Origin of the sequence: Myxococcus sp. XM-1-1-1, from assembly GCF_020037095.1 — a bacterium.
GTDB lineage: Bacteria > Myxococcota > Myxococcia > Myxococcales > Myxococcaceae > Myxococcus > Myxococcus fulvus.
Genome location: NZ_JAIQDH010000017.1, coordinates 1 through 24958 on the forward strand (window position 1 = coordinate 1; position 24958 = coordinate 24958).

A 24958-nucleotide genomic window follows, 5' to 3' on the forward strand; every position below is an offset into this window, starting at 1 on the left:
CAGCCCCGTCGACCAGCCGTCCGACACGATGTGGTGCAGCACCACCACCAACACGTGCTCCTCCTCGGAGAGCCTCAGCAACGTCACCCTCAGCAGCGGCCCTCGCGACAGATCGAACGGGAGCAACACCTCCTGCTCCACATGACGACGCGCCTCCGCCTCACGCGCGGCCTCCGGGAGTCCCTCCAACTGGACCACGCGCAGGGGCACCTCGACTTCGGACAAAACACTCTGCACGGCCACGCCGTTCTCACTCCGGAACGTGGTGCGCAGGGCCTCATGACGGCGGACGAGATCCTGGAACGTCCTCGCCAAGGCCTCGGTGTCCAGCGGACCACGCATCCGCACGGCACCCGGCATGTTGTACGAAGCGCTGCCGGGCTCCAGTTGGTCCAGGAACCACAGTCGCTGCTGCGCGAAGGAGAGCCGCGCCGGCTGCCCCTTGTCCTCGCGAGGCTTCAACGGCGGCACCGCCAACGACGCCCCCGCTCGAATCAACCGGTCCACGCGCACCGCGAGCGACGCCACGGTGGGCGAGACGAACAGCTCCCGCAGCGGGACCTCCAGGTTGAACGCGCTCCGAATCCGCGAGATGGCTCGCGTCGCCAGCAGCGAGTGTCCGCCCAGCTCGAAGAAGTGGCTGTGAATCCCCACCCTGTCGAGCCCCAGCACCTCCGCGAAGATCCCCGCCAGCAACTGCTCCGTCGCGGTCCCCGGCGCGACGAAGCCGACTCCCGCCGTCGCCCCCAGCTCCACCGCGGGCAGCGCCTTGCGATTCACCTTGCCACTCGGAGTCAGTGGCAATGACTCCAACACCGTCAGCGCGGAGGGAACCATGTACTCAGGCAGCCGGCCCACCAGATGCGCACGAAGCTCCGTAGGGTCGGGCCGCTCGGGATGCTCACGCGAGGGCACCACGTACGCCACCAGCTTCGCGCCCGCGGAGCCCTCGTCACGCACCACCGCCACCGCATCCCCCACCGAGGGATGCGCGCGCAGCACGGACTCGATTTCCCCCAGCTCGATGCGGAAGCCACGCAGCTTCACCTGGAAGTCGAGGCGGCCGAGGAACGCGAGCTCACCGTCGGGGAGCCAGCGCGCCTTGTCTCCCGTGCGGTACATGCGCGCACCCGGGACGGTGCTGAAGGGATTGGGAACGAACCGCTCCGCTGTCAGCGCTGGACGTTCCAGATAGCCACGCCCCACACCCTCGCCTGCCAGGAACAGCTCCCCGGGCACACCCACGGCGACAGGTTGGAGGTTCGCGTCCAGGACGTACGCCCGGACATTCGCCAGCGGGGCTCCAAGCGAAGGCCGCGCTGCTCCACGCACGGCACGCACCGTGGAGTCCACCGTGCACTCGGTGGGCCCATAGACGTTGAACGCGGTGATGCGCGGGTGGAGGGAGAGCTGCTCCCAGAGCGCCTCGTCCACCGCTTCGCCGCCCACGAGGACTCGCAGCTCGCGACGTGACGCCAGCCCCTCACCGAGCAGCAGACGCAGGTGGGACGGCGCACAGTCGAGCACGTCGACGCCGTGTCGCTCGACCCACGCCACCAACAGGGCCGCATCCTGGCGAGCGGCCTGCGGCACCACGCACAAGGTGTGTCCATCCGAGATTTGAACGAGCTGCTGGACGGACGCGTCGAAGGCCAGCGGCGCGCTGACACTGAAGCGCAGCGGACCGTTCAAACCCACGAGGGCCGTGGACGCGAGCGCCGCGCGCAGGTTCATCACCGACGCGTGCTGAATCATCACGCCCTTCGGTTGGCCCGTGCTCCCCGACGTGTAGATGACGTAGGCCAGGTGCTCCGGAAGCGAGACACGCGGCGGCGCGCCTTCCGACTCCGAGGCGAGCGCCTCCACCATGCCTGGATCATCCAGAGGGATGACCTCGACGCCCTGTGCCTCCACTCGCTCGGCCAGGGCACGCTGCGTGAGGACGAACGCGGCGCGCGCGTCCTGGAGCACGAAGGCCAGTCGCTCGCGAGGATGCGCCGGGTCCAGGGGGACGTAGGCACCGCCCGACTTGAGGACACCCAGCACGGCGACGACCATGTCGACGCCGCGCTCCAGGCAGAGGGCCACGCGGGACTCGGGCCCGACGCCGCGAGCGCGCAGCCACCGGGCGAGCCTGTTCGCCCGATGGTCGAGCTGGCTGAACGTGAGCGACGTCTCGTCATCCAGGACCGCCAACGCCTCGGGCGTGCGCGCGACCTGCGCCTCGAAGCGCTCGTGCAGCGTCTGGCCGGGTGACGAGATCCCGCTCCGCCCGCTCCACTCCTCCAGCAGCCGCCGCCGCTCGTCCGCGCCCATCAGGTCGAGCGTCGACAAGGGCTGTTCGACCTTGCCGCGCAGCTCGGACAACAGGTGGCGCACCTGCTCGAGCATCCGCCGCACCGCGAGCGCGTCGAAGCGCGCGGCGTCATGGTTCAGCTTGAGCACCCACTCGTTCCCCGGCATGACCACCAGGGAGATGGGGTGGTGGTCCGCCTCCACCGCCATGGGGTTGCGCACCACGAGGTCCTCCGACGGCGTGGAGAGCCCTGCCTCCATCGGATAGTTCTCATAGGTGAACAGCGTCTCGAACAACGGCTCGCCCGAGGGCACCTCGCTCCAGCGACGCACGTCGACCAGCGGCGTCGACTCGTACTGGCGGGCCTCCTGCATCCATCCCTGGAGCTCCCGCAGCCACGTGCCCACCCTCGCCTCGGAGGGCATCCGCACGCGCACGGGGATGGAGTTGATGAACAAGCCCACCATGCTCTCGAAGTCCGTCAGCTCCGCGGGACGTCCGGCGACGGTGGCGCCGAAGACCACGTCATCCCGACCGCTGTAGCGCCCCAGCACCACGGCCCACGCGCCCTGGACCAGGGTGCTCTGGGTGATGCCCTGCTGCCTCGCGAAGGCCACGAGGGCCGCGGTCTCCTCCGCTCCGAGCCGCAGCTCCTGTCCGCCTCGACCCGACGGGCCCCGCGCCGCCGCCGCGACGTCCACGCGCGTGGGCTCCGAGTACCCCACGAGCGCCTTGCTCCAGAACTCCTTCGCGGCGCGCGGGTCCTGTCGCTCCAGCCAGGCGATGAAGTCTCGATACGGCCGGACCTCTCCTCGCGGCGGCGTCACACCGCGCCGAAGCGCCTCGTACCGGGTGAACACATCTTGCGTCACCAGCTGCGTGGACCAGCCATCCAGCAAGAGGTGCGAAAAGCTGAACACCACGCGCCAGACCCGCTCGTCCGTCCGCAGCAGCCCCAGCCGGAACAGCGGCGCGACGGAGAGCTCCACGCCGCGGCGACGGTCCTCCTCCAGGAACGCCGACACCCGCGCCTCCACCTCGCCCCGAGGCACCGCGCGCCAGTCCTCGACCTGGACCGGGGGCTCCACGTCACGCATCACCGCTTGCAGCGGCGCGTCCAGCCCGTCCCAGTAGAACGCCGTCCGGAGGATGGAGAAGCGACGTGCCGCCTGTCGCCACGCCTCGGTCAGCGCCTTCACGTCGAGCGCGCCCTCCAGCTCGAACGCCATCTGGTTGAAGTAGGGCCGGGACGCTTCGTCCTGGAGGATGTGGAACAGGATGCCCTGCTGCAACGGAGACAGCGGATACAGGTCCTCCACGTCGCGCAGGCGCAGGCCCTTCGAGGCCATCCGGTCCGCGAGCCCCTCCAGCGCGCCCTGGCCCAGCTTCGCCAAGGGGAAGTCCGAAGGTGACAGTCCGCGCGGATCCTCCGACGTCGCATGCGCGATGAGCTCACGCAGCGCCGAGCTCAACCCGCGAGCCAGCGTCTCCACCGTCCCGGTCCGATGAATCCCCGGGCCGTGGGTGAACATCAGCCGCATCCGGCCGCCGCTGACGATGCAGTCCACGTCGAGCAGGTGCTCGCGCATGCCCTCGGGCGCACGCGTGGGCCCCACCGAGCCTTCGGACATCCGCAGCGGCGCCGTGGCCGGCAGCACGTTGTCGAACTGTCCCAGGTAGTTGAACCCCACCTCCGGCGCGGGCAGCGCACGCAGGCGCTCACGCAGCGCCGGGTCCGGTGACAGGTAGCGCAGCACGCCGAAGCCCACGCCCTTGGACGGGATGCGCCGCATCGCCTCCTTCGCGGCGCGCACCCACGCTCCGGGCCCCTCCCCCGTCGCCTCCACCAACACCGGGAACATGCTGGTGAACCACCCCACCGTGCGCGAGAGGTCCACCTCGCCGAAGACGTTCTCGCGCCCGTGGCCCTCCATGTCCACCCGCACGCACGACGCCCCCGTCCACCGACGCAGCACGTGGGCGAGCGCCGCCAGCAGCAGCTCGTCCGGCTTCGCGCGCAACGCCTTCGCCACGTCCTGGAGGAGCAACTGCGTCTCCGCGGGCTCCAGCGCCACCTCCACCACCTTCGACGCGCCCTCCGTGTTCGAGGGGCCGCCCTCCACCTCACGCGGCAACGCGCCCACCCGCTCCCACGGCAGCCCGAGCCAGAAGGTCGCCTCCTCCTGTGCGGCGGGGGTCCGCGCGTGCTCCACCAGACGTGACGCCCAGGACTGATAGGACACCGTCTTCGCGGGGAGCTTCACGGGCTCGTCCGCGCGGAGCCGCTGGTAGCTCGACAGCAGGTCCTCCACCAACACGCGCCAGGAGACGGCATCCACCGCGAGGTGATGGATGGCGATCAACAACTCCTGCGGCACGTCCGGTCCCGACTCGAACAGCACCGCTCGCGCGACCTCTCCCGTGGAGAGCGTCAGGCTCGCCTGGACCCGCGCGGCGTGGGCCACCAACTCGGCCTCGCGCGCCTGGGACTTGCTGAGGTCCACCGTCTCCAGGGGCAGGACGCCGTCCAGGCCCAACAGCTCCTGCTGCCAGCGTCCCTCCGCGTCCTTCGTGAAGCGCAGCCGCAGGGCATCGTGGTGCTCGCGCACGAGCTGGAGGGCGCGGCCCAGGTGCTCCGGCACCATCCGCTCGCGCAGCGTGAGGCGCAGGGCCTGATTGAAGTGGTGCACTCCCGACCGCTCGTGCTCGAAGAACCCGTGCTGGATGGGCGTCAGCGCCACCGGTCCCGTCACGGGGCCCTGGGCGATGACCTCCCGGGGCGCCTCGGAGACCACCGCCGCGAGCCGCGCCACGGTCGGATTCTCGAAGAGCTGCTTCGCGCGCAGGTGCAACCCCGCCTGCGCGGCACGGGAGATGACCTGGATGCCGAGGATGGAGTCTCCTCCCAGCTCGAAGAAGTCATCGTGCACGCTCACCCGGGGGCGTCCGAGCACCTGGGCCCAGATGGCGGCGAGCGTCTCCTCCTTCGCGTCGCGCGGCGCGACCTCGTCGGTGCGCTCCACCACCGATATCTCGGGCGCCGGCAGGTTGCGGCGATCCACCTTGCCGCTGCTCGTCCTGGGGAGCTCATCCATCGCGACGAAGGCCGCGGGCACCATGTACTCGGGCAACTGCTCCAGCAGGAACTCGCGCAGCACGGCGGGCTCGCGTCCCCGCTCGCCGGAGGACACCACGTACGCCACGAGCCTCGGCGCCGCCCCCGCGTCCTCGCGCAGGAGGACCAGGGCGTCGCGAACCTCGGGGTGTCGGCAGAGCGTGGCTTCGATCTCCCCCAGTTCGATGCGGAAGCCACGCAGCTTCACCTGGAAGTCGATGCGCCCGAGGAACCGGAGCTCGCCATTCGGGAGCCAGTGCACCTTGTCTCCCGTGCGGTACATGCGGTCGCCCGGGACGGTGCTGAAGGGATTGGGGAGGAAGCGCTCCGCGGTCAGCGCGGGGCGGCCCAGATAGCCACGCCCCACGCCCTCGCCCGCGATGAACAGCTCGCCGGCGACACCCACGGGGGCGAGCTGGAGGTTCGCGTCCAGGACATACGCCCGCACGTTCGCCAGCGGTGGGCCGAGCGAGGGTCCCGACGTGCCGCGCACGAAGCGCACCGTCGCCTCCACCGTGCACTCGGTGGGCCCGTAGACGTTGACGGCGGTGATGTGCGGGTGCGCGGCGATGCGAGCCCAGAGCGTCTCGTCCGTCGCCTCGCCTCCGAAGAGGATGCGCAGCGGGCGATGCGCTCCCAGCCCCTCATCGAGCAGCACGCGCAGATGGGACGGCGTGCCGTCGAACACGTCGACGCGGTGTCGCTCCACCCACTCCACCAGGAGGGCCGCGTCCTGGCGGACGGTCTGCGACACCACGCACAAGGCATGGCCATCCGAGATGTGGACGAGCTGCTGGACGGACATGTCGAACGCCAGCGGCGAGTTGAGGCTGAAGCGCAGCGGGCCGCTCAGTCCGGCGAAGACCTTGGACGCGAGCGCCGCGCGCAGGTTCATCACCGACGCGTGCTGAATCATCACGCCCTTCGGCTGGCCCGTGCTGCCCGACGTGTAGATGATGTAGGCCAGGTGCGCCGGGAGCGAGACCCGCGGCGGCGCGGTGTCCGGCTCCGCGGCGAGCGCCTCCACCATGCCCGGGTCATCCAGGCAGATGACCTCGGTGCCCTGGCTCCGAGGTCGCTCGGCCAGCGAGCGCTGCGAGAGGACGAACGTGGCGCCCGCGTCCTGGACCACGAAGCCCAGTCGCTCCGGTGGATGGGCCGGGTCCAGGGGGACGTACGCACCTCCCGACTTGAGGACGCCGAAGAGGGCCACCACCATGTCGACGCCGCGCTCCAGGCAGAGCGCGACGCGGGACTCGGGCCCGACGCCGCGAGCACGCAGCCAATGGGCGAGCCTGTTGGCCCGACGGTCCAGCTGCCTGAACGTGAGCGACGTCTCGTCGTCGAGGACGGCCAGGGCCTCGGGCGTGCGCGCGGCCTGCTCCTCGAAGCGCTCGTGCAGCGCGCCTTCCCACGGAAGCTCCCGGTCCGTGTCGTTCCAGCGCACCAGGAGCAGCTCCCGCTCCGCGGCGGACACCAGGGACAGCTCGCCCAGGCGACTCTCCGGCCGCGTCGCGAGGGTCTCCATCACGAGGACCATGCGGTCCAGCTGCGCCTGCGCGAACTCCCGCGTGAAGCGGCTCCGGTCGTAGCGGAAGTGCAGCGGGAGCCGCGCCTCCGGGGACGACGTCAGCGTGAGGCCGAAGTGGTCCTCCTCCTTCGACTGGACGCGGTGGACCTCCAGTGCTCGCGAGGCCGACGTGAGCGCGGAGTCCAGGGGGTAGTTCTCGAAGACGACCAGCGTGTCGAACAGCGCCGTCCCCGCGGGGACTTCGCTCCAGCGCTGCACCTTCACCAGGGGCGCGTGCTCGTGCTGGCGCGCGTCCACCTGCTGCTCCTGGATGCGGCGGAGCCAGGTGGCCCACGTGAGGTCCCCCGACCAGCGCACGCGCACCGGCTGGGTGTTGATGAACAGGCCGACCATCTCCTCCACGCCCGCCAGGTCCGGAGGACGACCGGAGACGGTGGTGCCGAACACGACGTCCTCAGAGCCCGACAGGCGCCCGAGCACCAGGGCCCATGCGGCCTGCACCACGGTGCTCAGGGTGACGCCGTGGCGACGCGTGAAGGCGTTGAGCGCGGCCGTGGTCTGCTCGGACAGGTGGCCGATGAGCGTGGCCCGGCCCTCGCCTTCGCCAACGCCCGCGCCCGTCGGAGTGGGCTCGTGGAACCCCGCCAGCTCCCGGCGCCAGAAGTCCTCCGAGGTCTTCAGGTCATGCTCGGCCAGCCACCCCAGGTAGTCACCGAAGGGACGCGGAGGCGCGAGCCTCGGAGCCCGGCCCGCGACCGTCCCCTCGTACAGCGTGAAGAAGTCCTTCACCACCAACGGCACGGACCAGCCATCCAGCACCAGGTGCGAGTGGCTGAAGACGAAGCGATACACCCGGTCCGCGGCGCGCAGGAGCGTCAGGCGGATCAGCGGCGCCTGCGACAAATCGAAGCCCTCCTGACGGTCCTTCGCCAGGAAGGTCTCCAGCCGCGCCTCGAAGCCCTCCGGGGACAGGTCCCGCCAGTCCTCCTCGCGCAGGGGCAGGTCCACCTCGCGCAGCACGACCTGGACCGGCTCGTCCACGTCGTCCCAGACGAGCGCGGTGCGCAACACGGGATGCGCCGCCACCACGCCACGCCACGCGGCGGCGAAGGCCTCCACGTCCAGCGCGCCTCGCAGCTCACAGACGAGCTGGTTGAAGTAGAGGCCCTTGCCGGGCTCGGAGATGGCGTGGAAGAGCATGCCGCCCTGGAGGGGCGACAGCGGGTACAGGTCCTCGATGTTGTCGCTCATCGCGTCTTCTTTCCGAACCGGGCCGCCAGCTTGTCGAGTTGCGACTGCTTCACCTTCGCGAGGGGGAAGTCGGACGGAGAATGCCCGCCCGCGTCCGGAGCGCTCGAGGCCTGGATCAAGGCCAGCAGCCGCGCCACGAAGTCCTCCGCCACTCGCACCACCGTCTCACGACGGTGCACCGCCTCACTGAAGGTCCACGTCACCTCCAGCCGGCCCTCTCGCACCACGCTCGTCACATCCAACAGGTACGGCCGACGCGAGCTCGCCGCGCGCTGCCGCAAGCCCTCGCTCTCCGGCGCGAGCGTGAAGGGCCCCTCCGCTCCGACCAGGCCGTCCACCTGTCCCAGGTGATTGAAGCCGACCTCCGCCCGGGGCAACTCCGCCAGCGCGGCGTCCCGCGCCACGTAGCGAAGGAGGCCCCAGCCCATGCCCTGCGTCGGCACCGCGCGCAGCGACTCCTTCACGCCGCGCAGCGCCTCACCGGGCCCTCGTGCCTCACGCACGTCCAGCAGCGCCGGGAAGACGCGCGTGAACCAGCCCACCGTGCGCGACACGTCCACTCCCGGGAGCACCTCCTCGCGACCATGGCCCTCCACGTCGACCAGCGCGATGCCCCGCTCCGTCCACGCGGACAGCGCCTGCGCCAGGGCCGTCAGCAACGGGTCCTGGGGCTGCGTGTGCCAGGCCTTCGGCACGTCGTGCAGCAGCGCCTTCGTCTGCTCCGAATCCAGCGCCACCTGCACCGTGCGCGCCGTGGACTCGGTGTTGCCGCCCTCCTGGAAGTCCCGCGGCAGCCGCGGCACCTCGGACCACGGACGCTCGCGCCACCACGTGCGCTCGGCGCCCAGCTTCTCCGAGCCCGCCAGCGTCTCCAGTCCCCGCGCCCAGGCCTGGTACGAGGTCGTCTTCGGCGGCAACCGCACCGGCGCGCCCTCGGCGAGTCGCGCATACGCGGTGGACAGGTCCTCCACCAGGATGCGCCACGACACCGCGTCCACCGCGAGGTGGTGGACCGCCAGCACCAGTCGCACGGGCTCGCCATCCCCGGGCTCCAGCAGCGCGGCCCGAATCATGGCGCCGTCCAACGACAGCGACTGCTGCAGCGCCATCGCTCGCTGCTCCAGCGTGCTCGCCAGGGCCTCGCGCGGCACGTCGGACAGGTCCACGCGCTCCAGCGGGATGGGCGCCCCGGGAGCCTCGGACGTCTGATGCCAGCCGTCCGCCGTCCTGGCGTAGCGCAGGCGGAGCGAGTCGTGGTGCTCCACCACGTGCGCCAGGGCGCGCTCCAGCAGCGCCGCGTCCAACGGCGTGCGGGACTGGAACATCAGCGACATGTTCCAGTGGTCGGGGTCCTCCAGCTCCAGCTCGAAGAACCAGCGCTGGATGGGCGTGAGGGCCACGGGGCCCACCACGGGCCCCTGCTCGGCCTGCACCGTGAGCCGCGTCCCCGCCACCGCGGCGAGCCTGGCCACCGTGGGGTTCTGGAAGAGCTGCTTCGGTGACAGCTCCAGTCCGGCGGCGCGCGCCCGCGTGACGATCTGCAAGCCGAGGATGGAGTCGCCTCCCAGCTCGAAGAAGTCATCGTGGATGCCGACGCGGTCCACGTTGAGCACCTCCTTCCACAGCGCCGCGAGCCGCTCCTCCACCTCGGTGCGCGGCCCCGTGCTCGACGCGCTCGTCGACTTCGTCACCTGGGACTCGGGCACGGGCAGCGCGCGCGTGTCCACCTTGCCGTGCCGCGTCCGAGGCAGCGACGCGAGCGTCACGTACGTCGACGGCACCATGTAGGGCGGCAGCCGCGAGAGCAGCCAGGACTTCAGCGCGCCCGAGGACACGGCCTCCCCCGGCTCGACGGCCGAGGCCACCACGTAGGCCACCAGTCGCTTGGGCCCACCGTCCGCTCGCGCGACCACCGAGGCCTCGCGGACCTCCGGATTCGCGAGCAGCGCCGCTTCGACCTCACCGGGCTCGATGCGGAAGCCACGCACCTTCACCTGCGAGTCCGCGCGCCCCAGGAACTCCAGCGTCCCGTCCCGACGCCAGCGCGCCACGTCGCCGGTGCGGTACATGCGCGCTCCGGGACGCGCGTCGAACGGGTCCACGCCGAAGCGCTCGGCGGTGAGCTCGGGCTGACCGAGGTAGCCTCGCGCGACACCGCCGCCGCCGACGTACACCTCGCCCGGTGCGCCGGGCAGCGCGAGCCCTCGCCGCGAGTCGAGCAGGTACACCCTCGCGCCCGGCACCGCGCGGCCGATGGGCACACTGCCCTGCTCGTCCTTCTGGACACGGTGCACCGTGGTCCAGATGGTCGCCTCGGTGGGACCATACTCATTGAACAGCGGAACCGTGGGCAGGGCCTCATGGTGCGCCTGCGCCAGCTCCACCGCGCACGCCTCACCGCCCACGCTCACCGCGCGCAGGCCCGACAGTCCACCCGCGGGCGCCGCCGCGAGCACCTGCGCATAGAGCGCCGGCACGGAGATGAGGTGCGTGACGCGCGCCCTCGCCACCAGCTCCGCCAGCCGCCTCGGGTCCTCGCGCTCCTCCACGTCGGGATAGCGCAGCGTTCCGCCCTCGAAGAGCGACCAGAACAGGCCCGCCAGGGAGGCATCGAAGGTGAACGGCGCCAGGGACAACACGACGCCCGGAGCCCCGTAGACCGCCTGTCGGGCCCGCGTGGCGGACACCAGCTGGCGATGCTCGATGACCACGCCGCGCGGACGTCCCGTCGAGCCCGACGTGTAGACGACGCACGCCGCGTGATGCGGCTCGGGCATCGCCGGCAGCGCTCCGACAGTCGTCGGCAGCGACTCCACCGTCACCACCGACAGGCCCTCACGCTCGGGCACCCGCGCACGCCAGGCGCCCGACGTCACCACCACGGAGGCCTTCGTGTCCTCGAGGATGCGCGCGAGCCGCTCCGCCGGGTGCTCCAGGTCCAGCACCACCACCGCCGCTCCGGCGCGCAGCACGCCGAGCATCGCGGCCACGACGTCCGTGGGCTGGGCCAACGCGAGCGCCACCACCGCGCCCTGCCCCGCCCCCAGCGCGCTCACCGCCGAGGCCAGTCGCGAGGAGAGCGACTCCACCTCCCGGTACGTGAGGCGGCGCGAGTCGTCCTCCACCGCCACGGCGTCCGGCACACTCGCGGCCCGCGCCGCGAAGCGCGACGACACCGTCTCCGCCGCCGTGGGCTCCGGCAGGGGCGTCGGTCCCCACTCCACGAGGAGCTGATGACGCTCCGCCTCGGACAGGAGGCTGAGCTGGGAGACCCGCTGTTCGGGACGCGCGGCCAGCTGCTCCAGCAGCCGCACCAGATGACCGGAGAGGCGACGGATGGTCTCGGCGTCGAAGAGGTCGGTGTTGTACTCGATGCCTCCGGAGAGGCCGTCCTTGGACTCCACCAGCTCCAGCGTGAGGTCCAGCTTGGTGAAGCCGGTGTGGACCACCTGGCTCCCCAGACGCAGGCCCGCCATGGACAGCTCGATGGGCGGCGTGTTGTGCAGCACCAGCATCGTCTGGAAGATGGGCGTGTGGCTCAGGTCGCGCGCCACGTGCAGCGCGTCCACCAGCTTCTCGAACGGCACCTCCTGGTGCCCGAAGCCACCGAGCGCCGCGCGGCGCACCCGCCCGATGACCTCCGTCAGCGTGGGGTCCCCCGACAGATCGGCGCGCAGGGCGATGGAGTTGATGAAGCAGCCGATGAGCGGCTCCACCTCCGGCCGGTTGCGGCCCGCCACCGGCGTGCCCACCGCGAAGTCGTCCTGCCCCGAGTACGCATGGAGCAGCGTCTGCCACGCGGCCATCAACACCATGAACGGCGTGGCGCCCTCACGTCGGCCCATGGACGTCAGGGACTCGGTGAGCGCGCGCGGGATGCGGATGGCGTGACGCGCCCCCGGGTACGTCTGCACGGGAGGACGGGGACGGTCCGTCGGCAGTCGCAGCACGGGCACGTCCGCGAGGACGTCACGCCACCAGGCCTGCTCGGCCGCGAGCTCGGGGCCCCGCATCCATTCGAGCTGCCAGGCCGCGTAGTCCGCGTACTGCACCGGCAGCGTGGGCAACGTGGCCTGCCGGCCCTCGATGTTCGCCGCGTACAGCGTGGCCAGCTCGTGGAACAACACGCCCGAGGACCAGCCGTCCGAGACGATGTGGTGCATCACGATGAGCAGCACGTGCTCCTGCTCGTGGACGCGCAGCAGCGACGTGCGGAACAGCGGTCCCTGCTCCAGGTCGAACGGCTTGCGCGCCTCGGCCCTGGCCCAGGCCTCCACCGACACATCCTCCTCGAGGGTGGAGAGCGGGAGTGGCAGCGGGCCCGGCGCGGTGATGTGCTGCACCGCGCCCGAGTCGGACATGGAGAAGGTGGTCCGGAGCGCCTCGTGGCGCCGCACGACCTCCTCCAGGGCCCGCTGGAGCGCGGCCGCGTCGACCGGGCCGCTCAGCGACAGCATCACCGAGTTGTTGTACGCGACGTTCCCCGGCTCCAGCCGGTCCAGGTACCAGAGGCGCTGCTGCGCGAACGAGAGCGCCAACGGCTGCTCGCGCGAGATGCGCGGGATGGGCGGAGGGCCCTCGCGCTTCGTCGGTGCCGAGGACTGCGGGGCGACGCGGGGTGGCTTCGGTCGACGTGAAGGCCCCCGGACGGGTGCCAACAATTCCACCGTTCCATCCAGGCGACGGCGCGCCCTGCGTCCCAGGGAGAAGCCCGTGACGGCGCCGGAGAGCGCGCGCAGCGCGGAGGTCGCGGGTGCATTCCAGAGCCCCCGAGGCGCGCGCTCCCCCGTGACGGCCAGCTCACCCACGACGCCCACCGGCACCGGGCGGCCCTGCGCATCGACCACCTCCCAGCCGGAGTCCTCCATCGCGCCCGCGCGAATCCAGGCGCCCACGCCGAGCAGCGGGTCACGCCGGGACACCTGGGCGGAGAGCACGTGCGCCAGCGCGGCGGTGACGTCCTCCTTCGCCTCCTCGACCAGGACATGACGGACCGGGCTCAGGGCCTCGGAGGCGTCCGGCAGCTCCGCCAGCGCTCGCGCCAGCGACGCCGTCACATGCAGGTGCGTCGCCTGCGTCTGCCGCACCAGCGACAGCAGCGACGCCGCGGCCCCAGGCCCCTCCTGGATGGCCATGCCCGGAATCGCGGCGGAGGGCCTCGGTGAATACCGACGCCGCAGCGTGTTCAGGTGCACGAGTCCTTCGAGCGTCGCCTCCACCTCGACGCCGAAGTCCACGAGGCACGCGAGCTCGTCCACGTCGAGCTTCCGCACCCGCTCCACCACCGGCCCGCACGTGTCCGGCGTACCGAACAGGCCGCCCTCCTCCACGTAGCGCGTGAGCCCGTGCTCCAGCAGGGCATCCACGTCCGCGTTCGTCAGCGTGCGCAGGTCCCCCTTCAAACCGAGGCTGGACGCGAAGGCCTGGAGGATGTCCACCGAGCTGCGGAAGTAATCGAGCAACGGCTTGCGCACGCGCCGACGGACCTCGGCCTCGTCCGTCCCCAGGTACGCATGCATCATGAGGCTCACATGGCCCCGGCCCGGGTGGCCATGCTGCCGCCACGCCTCGCGGTAGAGCGCGACCTTCGAGGCCAGGTCCTCCAGGTTCTGCCCCATCAGGTTCGTGAGGACGTAGGCCCCCAGCTCGCCCGCCATGCGGAACGTGTCCGGGCTCCCCGCCGCCGTGAGCCAGAAGGGCAGCTCCTTCTGCACCGGCCGCGGGCGCAGGAACACCTCCACCTCGTCCCCCGCGCCGTTGCGTCGGAGCACCGAGCCGCCACGCCACAGCGTGCGCACCTCCTCGATGCCCTTGAACATGACCTCCTTGCGCTTCGCGTAGCGGTCCGGCGCGAAGACGAAGTCGTTCGCGTGCCAGCCCGAGGCGAAGGACACACCCACGCGGCCGTTGGACAGGTTGTCCAGGACGGACCACTCCTCGGCGACGAGGACGGGGTCATGCAGCGGCAACACCACGCTGCCCGCGCGGATGCCCAGCCGCTCCGTCACCGTGGCCACGCCCGCGCCCACCACCGCGGGTCTCGGGTACAGGCCGCCGAAGGAGTGGAAGTGCCGCTCCGGCGTCCACATCGCGGAGAAGCCGTGCGTGTCCGCGTACTTCGCGCCCTCCAGCAGCAGCCGGTACTTGCGCCCCCCCAGCGAGTCCTCGTCGTTCGCGAAGAAGGACAGGCTGAAGTCCGGACCGGGCCGCTCTCCCGCGGAGCGCGCCGAGGAGAACACCAGGCGCGCCCGCTCCGATGGCAGCACCACGCGCAGGCCCCGCGTCAGCGCCCACAACAACTCCAGGCCCGTCCCCGGTGAGCCCGTCTCCTCCGCGGCCAGCCATGTCCCCTCCCCGGCCACGCCGTCCCCATCGAGACGTCGGAACAGCGCGTCCACCGTCCGCACCGTGTGCACGGCGCGCAGCCGCTCACCCGAGGGCGCGACGAGCGTCTCCAGGCAGACCATCGTCTCCGGCGGCATCCGCGACGGCAGCACCGGGAAGAGCTTGAAGGCTCGCGGCATGTCGAGCTGCGAGGACAGCCGGACCCGGATGACGCGGTCCGGGTCCAACGGGACGCTCGTCTGCAACCGCTCGTGCGTCAGCAACACCGGCGGCAGGCTCCCCTCGGGCGCCAGCGCGGACAGCTCCTTGAGCTGCGGCGCGCCGAGGAGCACGTACGCGCCTCCCGCCTCCATCACCGCCCAGAGCGCCACCACGCGCTCCACCGACGGCTCCAGGCAGAGGGCCACCAGCACCTCGGGCTTCACGCCCTTCGCACGCAGCTCCGACGCCAGTCGCTTCGCCTCCGAGCGCAGCTCCCGCCACGTGACGTCCGCGCCACCTTCCACCGACAGGGCCACGCGGTCGAGCGCCTCCGAGGACCGGGCATCCAAGAGCGCCGCGAGCGTGCGCGGCTCCTCCCGCGCGGGCACGAGGGGCTTCGGGGCCACGTGCTCCAGCGGGAGCGAGGAGAGCCGCTGCTCGGGGTCCTCCACCGCCGCCGTCAGCAGCGACGTCCAGTGCGCGACGAGCCGCGCCATCGTCTCCGGCGCGAAGCGCTCCGACGCGTAGTCGAGCGTGCCGGTGAAGCCGCCCGCGTCCTCGCCCATCGACACCGACAGCGGCGACAGCACGTTGCCGAACTGCGCCGGCCCGTCCTCCACCTCGACGATGCGCATTCGCAGCCCGGGCAGCTCCAGGTTCGCATCGAAGCGGGGATGCAGGATGAAGAGCGTGTCGAAGACGCGCTCGCGTCCCGGGTTTCGCGTGGGCTCCACCTCGCGGATGAGGTGCTCGTAGGGCACGTCCGGCTGGGAGTACGCCTCCACCACCACGTCCCGCACCCGGCCGATGAGCTCACGGAACGTCGGGTCTCCCGACAGGTCCGTGCGCAGCGGCACCGCGTGCGCCACGTAGCCGATGAGCGGCTCGAGCTCCGGGCGACTCCGGTTGCCGATGGGTGTCCCCACCACGATGTCGTCACGCCCCGCCCAACGGGCCAGCAACACCTTCCACGAGGCGAGCAGCACCATGAACGAGGTGACGCCCTCACGCTTCGCCAGCGCATGCACCGCGCCCGTCAGCGCCTCGGGGAAGCCGACGTTCCTGCGCCGACCACTCAGCGCGGGCCCGTCGGTGGGAGGCAGGTCCACGGGCAGCTCCAGCGGCCCGGGCAGCTCCACCAGTCGCTCGCGCCACGCCTGCGTCTGCTCCGCGAACGCGCCCGACAGCAGCGCCTTCTGCTGCCAGGCCGCGTAGTCGATGTACTGGATGGACAGCGCGGGAAGCGGCGCGGGCTCACCGCGCTGGAAGGCACCGTAGAAGGCCCCCAGCTCGCCGCCAATCACCACCAGGGACCACGTGTCACACACCACGTGGTGGACCGAGACGACCAGGACGTACTCGCGCTCCTCCAGCTCGAGCAACAGGGCGCGCACCACCGGCCCCTGGGCCAGGTCGAACGGCCGGGCCATCTCCTCGTACACCCGCTCACGCCACTGCGTCTCGCGCGCCTCCGGGGAGAGCGCCTTCAACGAGTCCACGACGAGGGGGACGCGAGGCTCGGCGGAGACGCGCTGCACGGTGCGACCACCGATGAGGGGATACGTCGTGCGCAGGGCCTCGTGCCGCTGCGCGATGGCCTCCAGGGAGCTCTTCAACAGCGCCACGTCGAGCACCCCGGACAGTCGCAACGTCGCCGACATGTTCAGCGCGGGGTTGCCGGGGAGCGCCTGCTCCAGCGCGCAGACGCGCTCCTGCACCACCGACAGCGGCAGCTCGCCATCGCGAGGAATGGGGACGAGCGGAGGGAGCACGCCCACCTTCCCCGCGACGCTCTGCGTCCCCATCCGCGCCTGGATGCGCGCGGCCACGCCCGCGACGGTGGGCGCCTCGAACAAGTCACTCAGCGGGAGCTGGACCGGGAACGCCTCGCGCAGCCGCGTGAGCATCTGCGCCGCCATCAGCGAGTTGCCACCCAGCTCCAGGAAGTCGTCGTGGATGCCGAAGTCGGCGCGGCCCAGCCGCTCGCGCCAGATGGCGAGCACGCCTCGCTCCACCTCGGTGCGCGGCGCGGCCTTGTCGCCTGGCACCGCGACGTCCTCCCGAGGGGGCTCGACACGGACGGGCTCGGCGACGGGAACGGGCGCGACGGGCTGCGTGGCGACGGCGGCCACGGGCAGCCTGGGCGCCTCCAGGGCGAAGCGCTGCCGCTGGAAGGGGTACGTCGGCAGGGACACGCGGCGTCGCCGCTCGTGCGCGTAGAACTGCTTCCAGTCCAGCGCCAGCCCGGACTCCCACAGCGCGCCCACGGCCGCCATGAGCACGCCGTGCTCGGACACCTTCATGTTCAAGCGCGGCAACGAAGACACCACGCGTCCCGAGGGGCCCGTGAGCGCCAGTCTCGCCAGCGCGGTGAGCGCCTGGTCCGGTCCCACTTCGAGGAACACGGCCACGCCGTCCTGCTTCAGCGTCTCCATGCCATCGGCGAAGCGCACCGGCGCGCGCATCTGGCGGGCCCAGTAGGCAGGGTCCGTCGCCTCCTCCGGACGAATCCACGTGCCGGTCACGCTGGACACGTACGGCACCCGAGGCGCCGAGAGCCGCAGGCCCGACACGACCTTCTTCAGCTCGTCCATCAGCGGCTCGACGGCCACGGAGTGGAACGCGTGGCCCGCGGGCAGCCGCATCACGGCGATGCCGCGCACGAGCAACTCCTGCTCCAGGGCCTCCACCTCCGACGTCGGGCCCGAGACGACGCAGCGCTCCGCCGCGTTCACGGCCGCCAGGGACAGCGTCCCCGTGATGAGCGGACGGATGACCTCCTCCGCGCACCCCACCGCCGTCATGCTGCCCGGAGGCATGCGGGCCATCAGCGTCCCGCGCGTCACCACCAGCGTCAGCGCGTCCTCCAGCGGAAGGACACCCGCGAGGCACGCCGCCGTGTACTCACCGAAGCTGTGTCCCAACAGCGCGTGCGCCTGGACGCCCCACGACTCCCAGAGCTTCGCCAGCGCGTACTCCACGCAGAACAACGCGGGCAGCGACAGGCGGGGGTCCTTCAAGGCCTCACGCGCGGCGGCCTCCTCGCCCGCGACTGGCAGCAGGACGCCCCGCAGCTCCTTCTCGAGCACGGGTCCCAGCTGCGTCAGGCACGCATCCACCGTCTCGCGGAAGCGCGGCTCCGCGCCGTACAGCTCCCGCCCCATGCCGAGCGACTGCGCGCCCTGCCCCGGCAACAGGAAGGCCACGCGACGCTCGCGGGCCGCGGCCACGTCCTCCAGGACCCGCGGGGTGTTCTTGCCGCGCAGCTTCTTGATGAGCTCCGCGCGGTCCGTCGCCGTCACCGAGAGCCGGTGCTCGAAGGCGCCGCGCCCCCGGTTGCGCGTGAAGGCCACGTCCGCGAGGGACACGTCCGGCGACGCGGTCTCCAACCAGTCCGCCAGCTCGCGCAGGGACGCGGAGAGCGCCTGCTCGCTCCGGGCGGACAGGGTGACGACCTGTGAGGGCCGGGTGCTCGCGGCCGAGGGCTCGCGTCGAGGCGCCTCCTCCAGCACCGCGTGCGCGTTGGTGCCGCCGATGCCGAACGAGCTCACGCCCGCGCGCCGAGGCACCTCGCCCCGGGGCCAGGGCTTGCGCTCGGCGACGACGGTGAACGGGCTGTTCGCGAAGTCGATGGAGGGGTTGGGCGTCGTGAAGTGGAGCGTGGGCGGCAGCTCCTCCTCCGACAACACGAGGGCCGTCTTGATGAGGCCCACGAGCCCGGCCGCCGTGTCCAGGTGACCGACGTTCGTCTTCACCGAGCCCAGGCCACAGTAGCCCTTTCGGTCCGTGTCGCGACGGAACGCGCGGGTGAGCGCCGCCACCTCGATGGGGTCACCCAGCGCCGTGCCGGTGCCGTGCGCCTCGACGTAGCCGATGTCGTCCGCGGTGAGCCCCGCGTAGGCGAGCGCCTCGCCAATCGCATCCGCCTGGCCCTCGACGCTGGGCGCCGTGTAGCCGACCTTCAGGCCACCGTCGTTGTTCAGCGCGGAGCCTCGGATGACGGCATAGACGTGGTCCCCATCCCGGAGCGCGTCTTCCAGCGGCTTGAGCACCACCGCCGCCGCGCCATTGCCCGGAACCGTGCCGGCGGCCTTCGCGTCGAACGCGCGGCAGTGCCCGTCCGGGGAGAGGATCATCCCCTCCTGGAAGAGGTAGCCCGTGCGCTGCGGAAGCGAGACCCGCACCGCGCCCGCGAGCGCGATGTCGGACTGGCGCAGGAGCAGGCTCTGGCAGGCCATGTGGACGGCCACGAGGCCCGTGGAGCACGCCGTGTAGACCGCGAGGCTCTCGCCGCGCAGCCGCAGCTTGAACGAGGCCTTGGTGGCCAGGTTCTCGCCCGAGGTGCCCATCACCTCGTAGAGCGAGGCCGGGTCCAGCTGCCCCTGCCCCAACATGCCCATCGTGTGCAGCGACGGCCCCGCGCCCGCGTACAGGGAGATCTTCCCGGTGTAGCGCGCGGGGTCATAGGCCGCGTCCTCCAGGGCCGCGTGGGCGCACTCGAGGAACACGCGCTGCTGGGGATCCATCCACAGCGCCTCGCGAGGAGGCACATCGAAGAAGCCCGCGTCGAACGCGTCCGCGTCCTCCAGCACGCTGGCCATCGGCACGAAGTCCGGGTGACGCCGCAGGGACTCCGGCACCAACGGCGAGACCTCCAGCTCCTCGGGTTTCAGCAGGGAGATGGACTCCACGCCGTCGAGGAGGTTGCGCCAGAAGTCCCGCACGTTCGCGGCGCCGGGGAAGCGGCCCGCCATGCCGATGATCGCGATGTCGTTGCCGCTACCGCCCGTCTGGTCCTGGTCAGCCATGATCTCGGTTGTTCCTTCCGCCGCGACGCTGGAGGGCCTGACGACGGGCCTCCGCGCGCTCCTGGTGCTTCACGGCCTGCGTCCCGGGCTCCGACTCGGAGGACAGCCTCCGAGCCAGGGCCTGGACCGTGGGGTGTTCGAAGAAGTGGGTGATGGGGACATCACGACCGAGCGCCTCGCGCAGGCGGGCGCACGCGCGCACCGCCGACAGCGAGCTGCCGCCCAGGTCGTCGAAGAAGTGCGCGTGGATGCTGACCGCCGGGAAGCCGAGCGTCTCCGCCCAGGCCTTGGCCAGCGTCTCCTCCAGCGGCGTGCGCGGCGCGCCCTCCTGCGGCGTCGCGCGCGTCGGCGGTGGCAGGGCCCGCGTGTCCACCTTGCCGCTGGACAACACGGGCAGCGCCTCCAGGACGACGAAGTCCGCGGGGACCAGGTACTCCGGCAGGCGCGCCCTCAAGCTCGCGCGCACCTCGCCCGGCGGCGGCATCCCCGCGTCCGGAGGGACCACGTACGCCACCAGTCGAGGCTCACCACCCGACGGCGGGCTCCACACGCGCACGTGTGACTGGCGCATGCCAGCGAGCTCACGCAGGGCGGACTCCACTTCGCCCGGCTCGATGCGGAACCCACGCAGCTTCACCTGCGCGTCCACGCGGCCGAGCAGCTCCAGGTGACCGGAGGCGCGCCAGCGCGCCACGTCTCCCGTGCGATACAGCCGCGCCCCCGGCTCGTCGGCATAGGGGTCCGGAACGAAGCGCTCGGCCGTCAGCTCCGGGCGCCCCAGGTAGCCGCGAGCCACCAGGGGACCGCCCACGTACAGCTCGCCCGCGACGCCCGAGGGCACGGGCCGCAGGGCTTCGTCGAGGACATAGGCGTCGACATGAGGCAGCGGCCGACCGATGTCCGGCGCCCCCTCCCCGGCCCGACACGTGGCGCAGGTGGAGCACACCGTGGCCTCGGTGGGGCCGTACGCATTGACCATCTCCCGACCCGGCGCGAAGCGCGTCACCAGGTCCTCGGGACAGGGTTCTCCCGCGGAGATGAGCATCCGCAAATCGGACAACGGAGTATCGGGCAACAGCGCGCAGGCCGACGGGGGCAGCGTCGCGTGGGTGATGCGTTGCTCACGGAGGATGCGGTGCAGGGCCTCTCCCGCGAGCACCTCGCCCGACGGCGGCAAGTGCAGCGTCGAGCCCGTCATCAGCGCCTGGAGGTACTCCGACACGGAGGCGTCGAAGACCGGCGAGGCGAACTGGAGCACCCGCGCGCCAGGCCCCAGGTTGAAGCGCTGGCCCATCGCCTCCGCGAGGTGCAGGGCCCCACGATGCGGCACCAGCACCCCCTTGGGACGCCCCGTGCTCCCGGAGGTGTAGATGAGGTACGCCGCGCCCTCCAGCGTCGGCACGGAGGGGGTCCGCTCGGCGGAGGGTTCGGCCTGCGCGTCACGAGCGCCGTACTCCTCCCAGCGCAGCGACATCACCCCCGCGGGGACCTCGAGCCTCCGCGCGAGTCGGTCCTGCGAGAGCAGCCAACGTGCCCCCGAGTCCTGCAACAACCAGGAGATGCGCTCGGGAGGATGCGAGGGCTCGCACGGCATCACCACGCCGCCCGCCTTGAGCACCGCGAGGAACGCGATGACCGCCTCGGGTCCACCACGCTCGAACAACGTCGCGACGCGCCCCTCCGGCCCGACACCCTGATGACGCAACCTGCTCGCGATCCGGTCCGCCCATTCGTTGACCTCGCGGTACGTCCAGCTCGTGGCGCCCGCGACCAGCGCCACGGCGTCGGGCGTCTTCACCGCCCAGGCCTCGAAGGCCTCGTGCAGCCCTCGCGGTTCGGGGGGCCGGGTCGCCGCGGGCCTCCGCCCCAGCGCGAGCGTGGCGCGTCGCTCCTCCTCATCGAGCAACGGCAGGTCCAGCACCGGCGTCTCAGGCGCTCGCGACACCGCGTCCAACAGCCCGCGAAGGTGCCGGGCCATGCGCTCCGCGAGCTCGGTGTCGAAGAGGTCCGAGCAGTACTCCAGGCTGGCCTCGAAGCCGCCAGACGACTCGGCCATCGACAGCGTGAGGTCGAAGGCCGAGGCCTGGTTGCGCAGCGGCACCGACTCCAACTCCAGCTCGCCGAGCCTCACGCGGGCCCCCGCGCCGCCGAGCGCGAACGGCGCGAGCGCCTCGCGCCCCGGACGTCCCGAGTGCAGCACGAACATCGTCTGGAAGACGGGTGGACGGGACGCATCACGTCTCGGCTGGAGCCGCTCGACGAGGCGCGCGAAGGGCAGCTCCTGGTGCTCCAGTGCCTCCAGCACCGTGCCTCGCACCTCCGCGAGCAAGCCGGAGAAGGACACCCCGCGTGCCACCCGCGCGCGCAGGGGCACCGGGTTGACGAAGTACCCCGCCTGTCGCGCCAGGTCCGCGCGCGACCTGCCCGCCGTGGGCGTGCCCACCACCAGGTCCTCCTGTCCCGTGTAGCGACGCAGGAACGCGAGGTAGCCCGCGAGCAGCACCATGAATGGCGTGGCGCCTTTCGCCTGTCCCAATGACACGAGCCGCGACGCCGTCTCCGCCTCCACACGGAAGGACACCGTCCCGCCACGGAACGACTGGAGCCGGGGCCGGGGACGCGAGGTGGGCAGCTCCAACACGGGCAGCTCGCCGCTCAGCCGCTCACGCCACCAGGACTGGAGCGCCTCGCCCCGGGCCCCCGTGTATCGGGCCTCCTCCGCCCGGAGGATGGGCCCCACCGCGGGAGCAGGCGCGGGGAGCAGAGGGGGCACCCCGCGTCTCCCCGCCGTGTAGAGCACGCCCAGCTCCTCGGCCAACACCTCCAGCGACCAGAAGTCGGTGACCAGGTGGTGGAGGACCATCAACAACACCGGCCCCCCTTCCACGTCCGTGAAGACACGCAGCCGCAGCAGCGGCCCACGCTCCAGGTCGAACGGCCGATGTGACTCCGACACCAGTCGCTCGTGGAGCACCTGCTCCGTCCAGCCTCGCGCGGACTCCTGCTCCAACACCGGCGCCGTCGCGGCGCGCCACACGGGCTCGCCCTTCTCCTCGGGGAACGCGCACGCGAGCACCGGGTGACGGGCGACGAGCGCGTTGAACGAACGCTCCAGGACGGCCAGGTCCACCCGCGGCGAGAGCCGCACGGCCCTCGTGATGTGGTACGCGGTGGCACCGGGCGCGAGTCGCTGGAGGAACCACAGCGCTCGCTGCCCGTCCGAGACGTGGGGCGTCGAGTCCTCGGCACCCGCGGTCGCGGACGACGCCTCCGCCGTGCCCCGCATGCGCTCCACCCACGCGGACACCTCGCGCAGGCTGGGCCCCTGCAGCAACAACGTGGGCGGCAGCGACACCTTCCACGCCTGCTGCACGGCGTGCATCACATCCAGCCCGCGCAACGAGTCGAGGCCGTAGCGTGTGAGCGGCTCGTCGGCATCCAGCCCACCCGGCGCGACACCGAGGCTGCGCGACAGCTCCTCCCGGAGCCACGCGAGCACGTCTCCATCCTGCGTCGTCGACACGGGCTCGCGCGGACCGGCGTCCGGCGCGTGCGCATCCACCCTCCCCTCCCGCCAGGCGTGCACCACCTCCAGCCCGTCCTCCAGGAACGTCTGCCGGGTGACGCGCCGCTGCACCTTGCCGCTCGAGGTCTTCGGCAGGCTGCCCGCGGCGATGAGCACCACCGCGAGCGCCGCCACGCCATGCTCCTCCGCCACCGAGGCCTGGATGCGCGCCACCGCCTCCTCGACGGCCCCGGCCTCCACCGCCTTGCCGGAGACCTCCTGGACGACGACGAGCCGCTCCTCGCCCTTCACGTCCACCGAGAACGCGACGCCACAGCCCGGGCGCAGGCCCGGGTGGCTGCGCTCCACCGTCAGCTCCACGTCCTGCGGGTAGAGGTTGCGGCCGCGCAGGATGAGCACGTCCTTCAGGCGCCCCGTGACGAAGACCTCGCCACCGTCGACGACGCCCAGGTCTCCGGTGCGCAGGAAGGGTCCTTCACCCGTGCCCGCGATGCGCGCGTGGAAGGTCCGCTCCGTCTCCTCGGGGCGCTGCCAGTAGCCCTCCGCCACGCTCGACCCCTGCAACCACAGCTCGCCCACCTGCCCCGGGGCCTTCTGCTCCCCCGTCACCGGGTCCACCACGCGCAGCACCTGCGTGCCCAGCACCTCGCCGCTGCCCACCAGCGTCACACCCTCGGCGCCCGGCTCCGGGCGGCGCGCCTCCCCGCGCTCCAGCGCCTCGCGCGAGAAGTCTCGCACCACCAGGTCCACGGGACGGGCCGCGACGCGCTTGCGCCCCGTGACGATGAGCGTCCCCTCCGCCAGGCCATAGCAGGCATAGAGCGCCTCGCGCCGGAAGCCCGAGGGCGCGAAGGCCTGGACGAAGCGCTCCATCGTCTCCGCGCGCACCGGCTCCGCGCCACAGAACGCCACCTCCCAGCGGCTCAGGTCCAGGGCGGCCCGCTCCTCGGGCGTGCTCTTGCGCACGCAGAGGTCGAACGCGAAGTTGGGCCCGCCGCTCACCGTCCCACCGTGGCGGGAGATGATTTCCAGCCAGCGCATGGGCCGCTGGAGGAAGAACATCGGCGACATCAACGACACATGCATGTCCCGGTACAGCGGCTGGAGGATGCCGCCGATGAGCCCCATGTCGTGATACGGCGGCAGCCACGAGACGACTCGCGGGTACGGGCTCGCGTCGAAGCCGTGCGCGATGAGCTCGCTGTTGTGCATCAGCTGGCGATGCGCCAGCACCACGCCCTTCGGCGTGCCCGTGGAGCCGGACGTGTACTGGAGGAAGGCCACCGTCGCGTCGCTCAGCGCCGGCGCGCGCCAGCCGTCCGCCTCCGACAGCCGCACCGCGTCCGTCGACAACCAGCGCAGCGCGCGCAGGTCGTCCAGGCCCTCGGTGAGCGGCCCCACCAGCTCCGAGATGCCCGACGTGGTGAGCGCCAGCTTCGCGCCGCAATCCGACACCAGCGCCTGCAAGCGCGGCAGCGTGCGGCCCAGCCGCATCACGTCCGGCGGATACGCGGGCACCGCCACCACGCCCGCATACAGGCACGCGAGGAACCCCACCACGTACTCACGCCCCGGCGGATACATGAGGAGCGCGCGCTCCCCCGGAGCCAGCTCCCGTTGGAGCCGGGCCGCCACGGCCCGCACCTGCGCATCCAGCTGCGCGTAGGTGACGGTGTGCTCCCCCTCCTCATCGACGAACGTGTAGATGGGGTCCGTGGGCTGATCGAACGCTCGCATGCGACAGACATCCACGAGCGTGGCGGAACCTGGACGGACGAACGCGGAGGCGGGGGCAGCGCGAGTCGGCAGATACATGTCGATGTCCCGAGGGGGGATTTTTTCAGCAGGACACCAGCCGTTTCAGCTCGGCACACACGCGTCCCAG

Annotated in this window: 3 protein-coding genes; all 3 read right to left on the reverse strand. The window is 71.8% G+C overall.

Features of this window, described 5'->3' with window-relative positions:
• On the reverse strand, positions 1–8193 hold an 8193-nt coding region (locus K8640_RS28170; RefSeq protein ID WP_223749890.1), incomplete at its 3' end, for a non-ribosomal peptide synthetase.
• Positions 8190–19547, reverse strand: a complete 11358-nt coding sequence (locus tag K8640_RS28175; protein ID WP_223749891.1) for a non-ribosomal peptide synthetase/type I polyketide synthase — start codon at positions 19545–19547, stop codon at positions 8190–8192. The genes K8640_RS28170 and K8640_RS28175, both read right to left, overlap by 4 nt.
• Positions 19540–24810 (reverse strand): non-ribosomal peptide synthetase, encoded by a 5271-nt coding sequence (locus K8640_RS28180; RefSeq protein ID WP_223749892.1) that lies wholly within the window; start codon positions 24808–24810, stop codon positions 19540–19542. The genes K8640_RS28175 and K8640_RS28180 overlap by 8 nt, the downstream gene beginning before the upstream one ends.
• Positions 24811–24958: the final 148 nt, after the last annotated feature.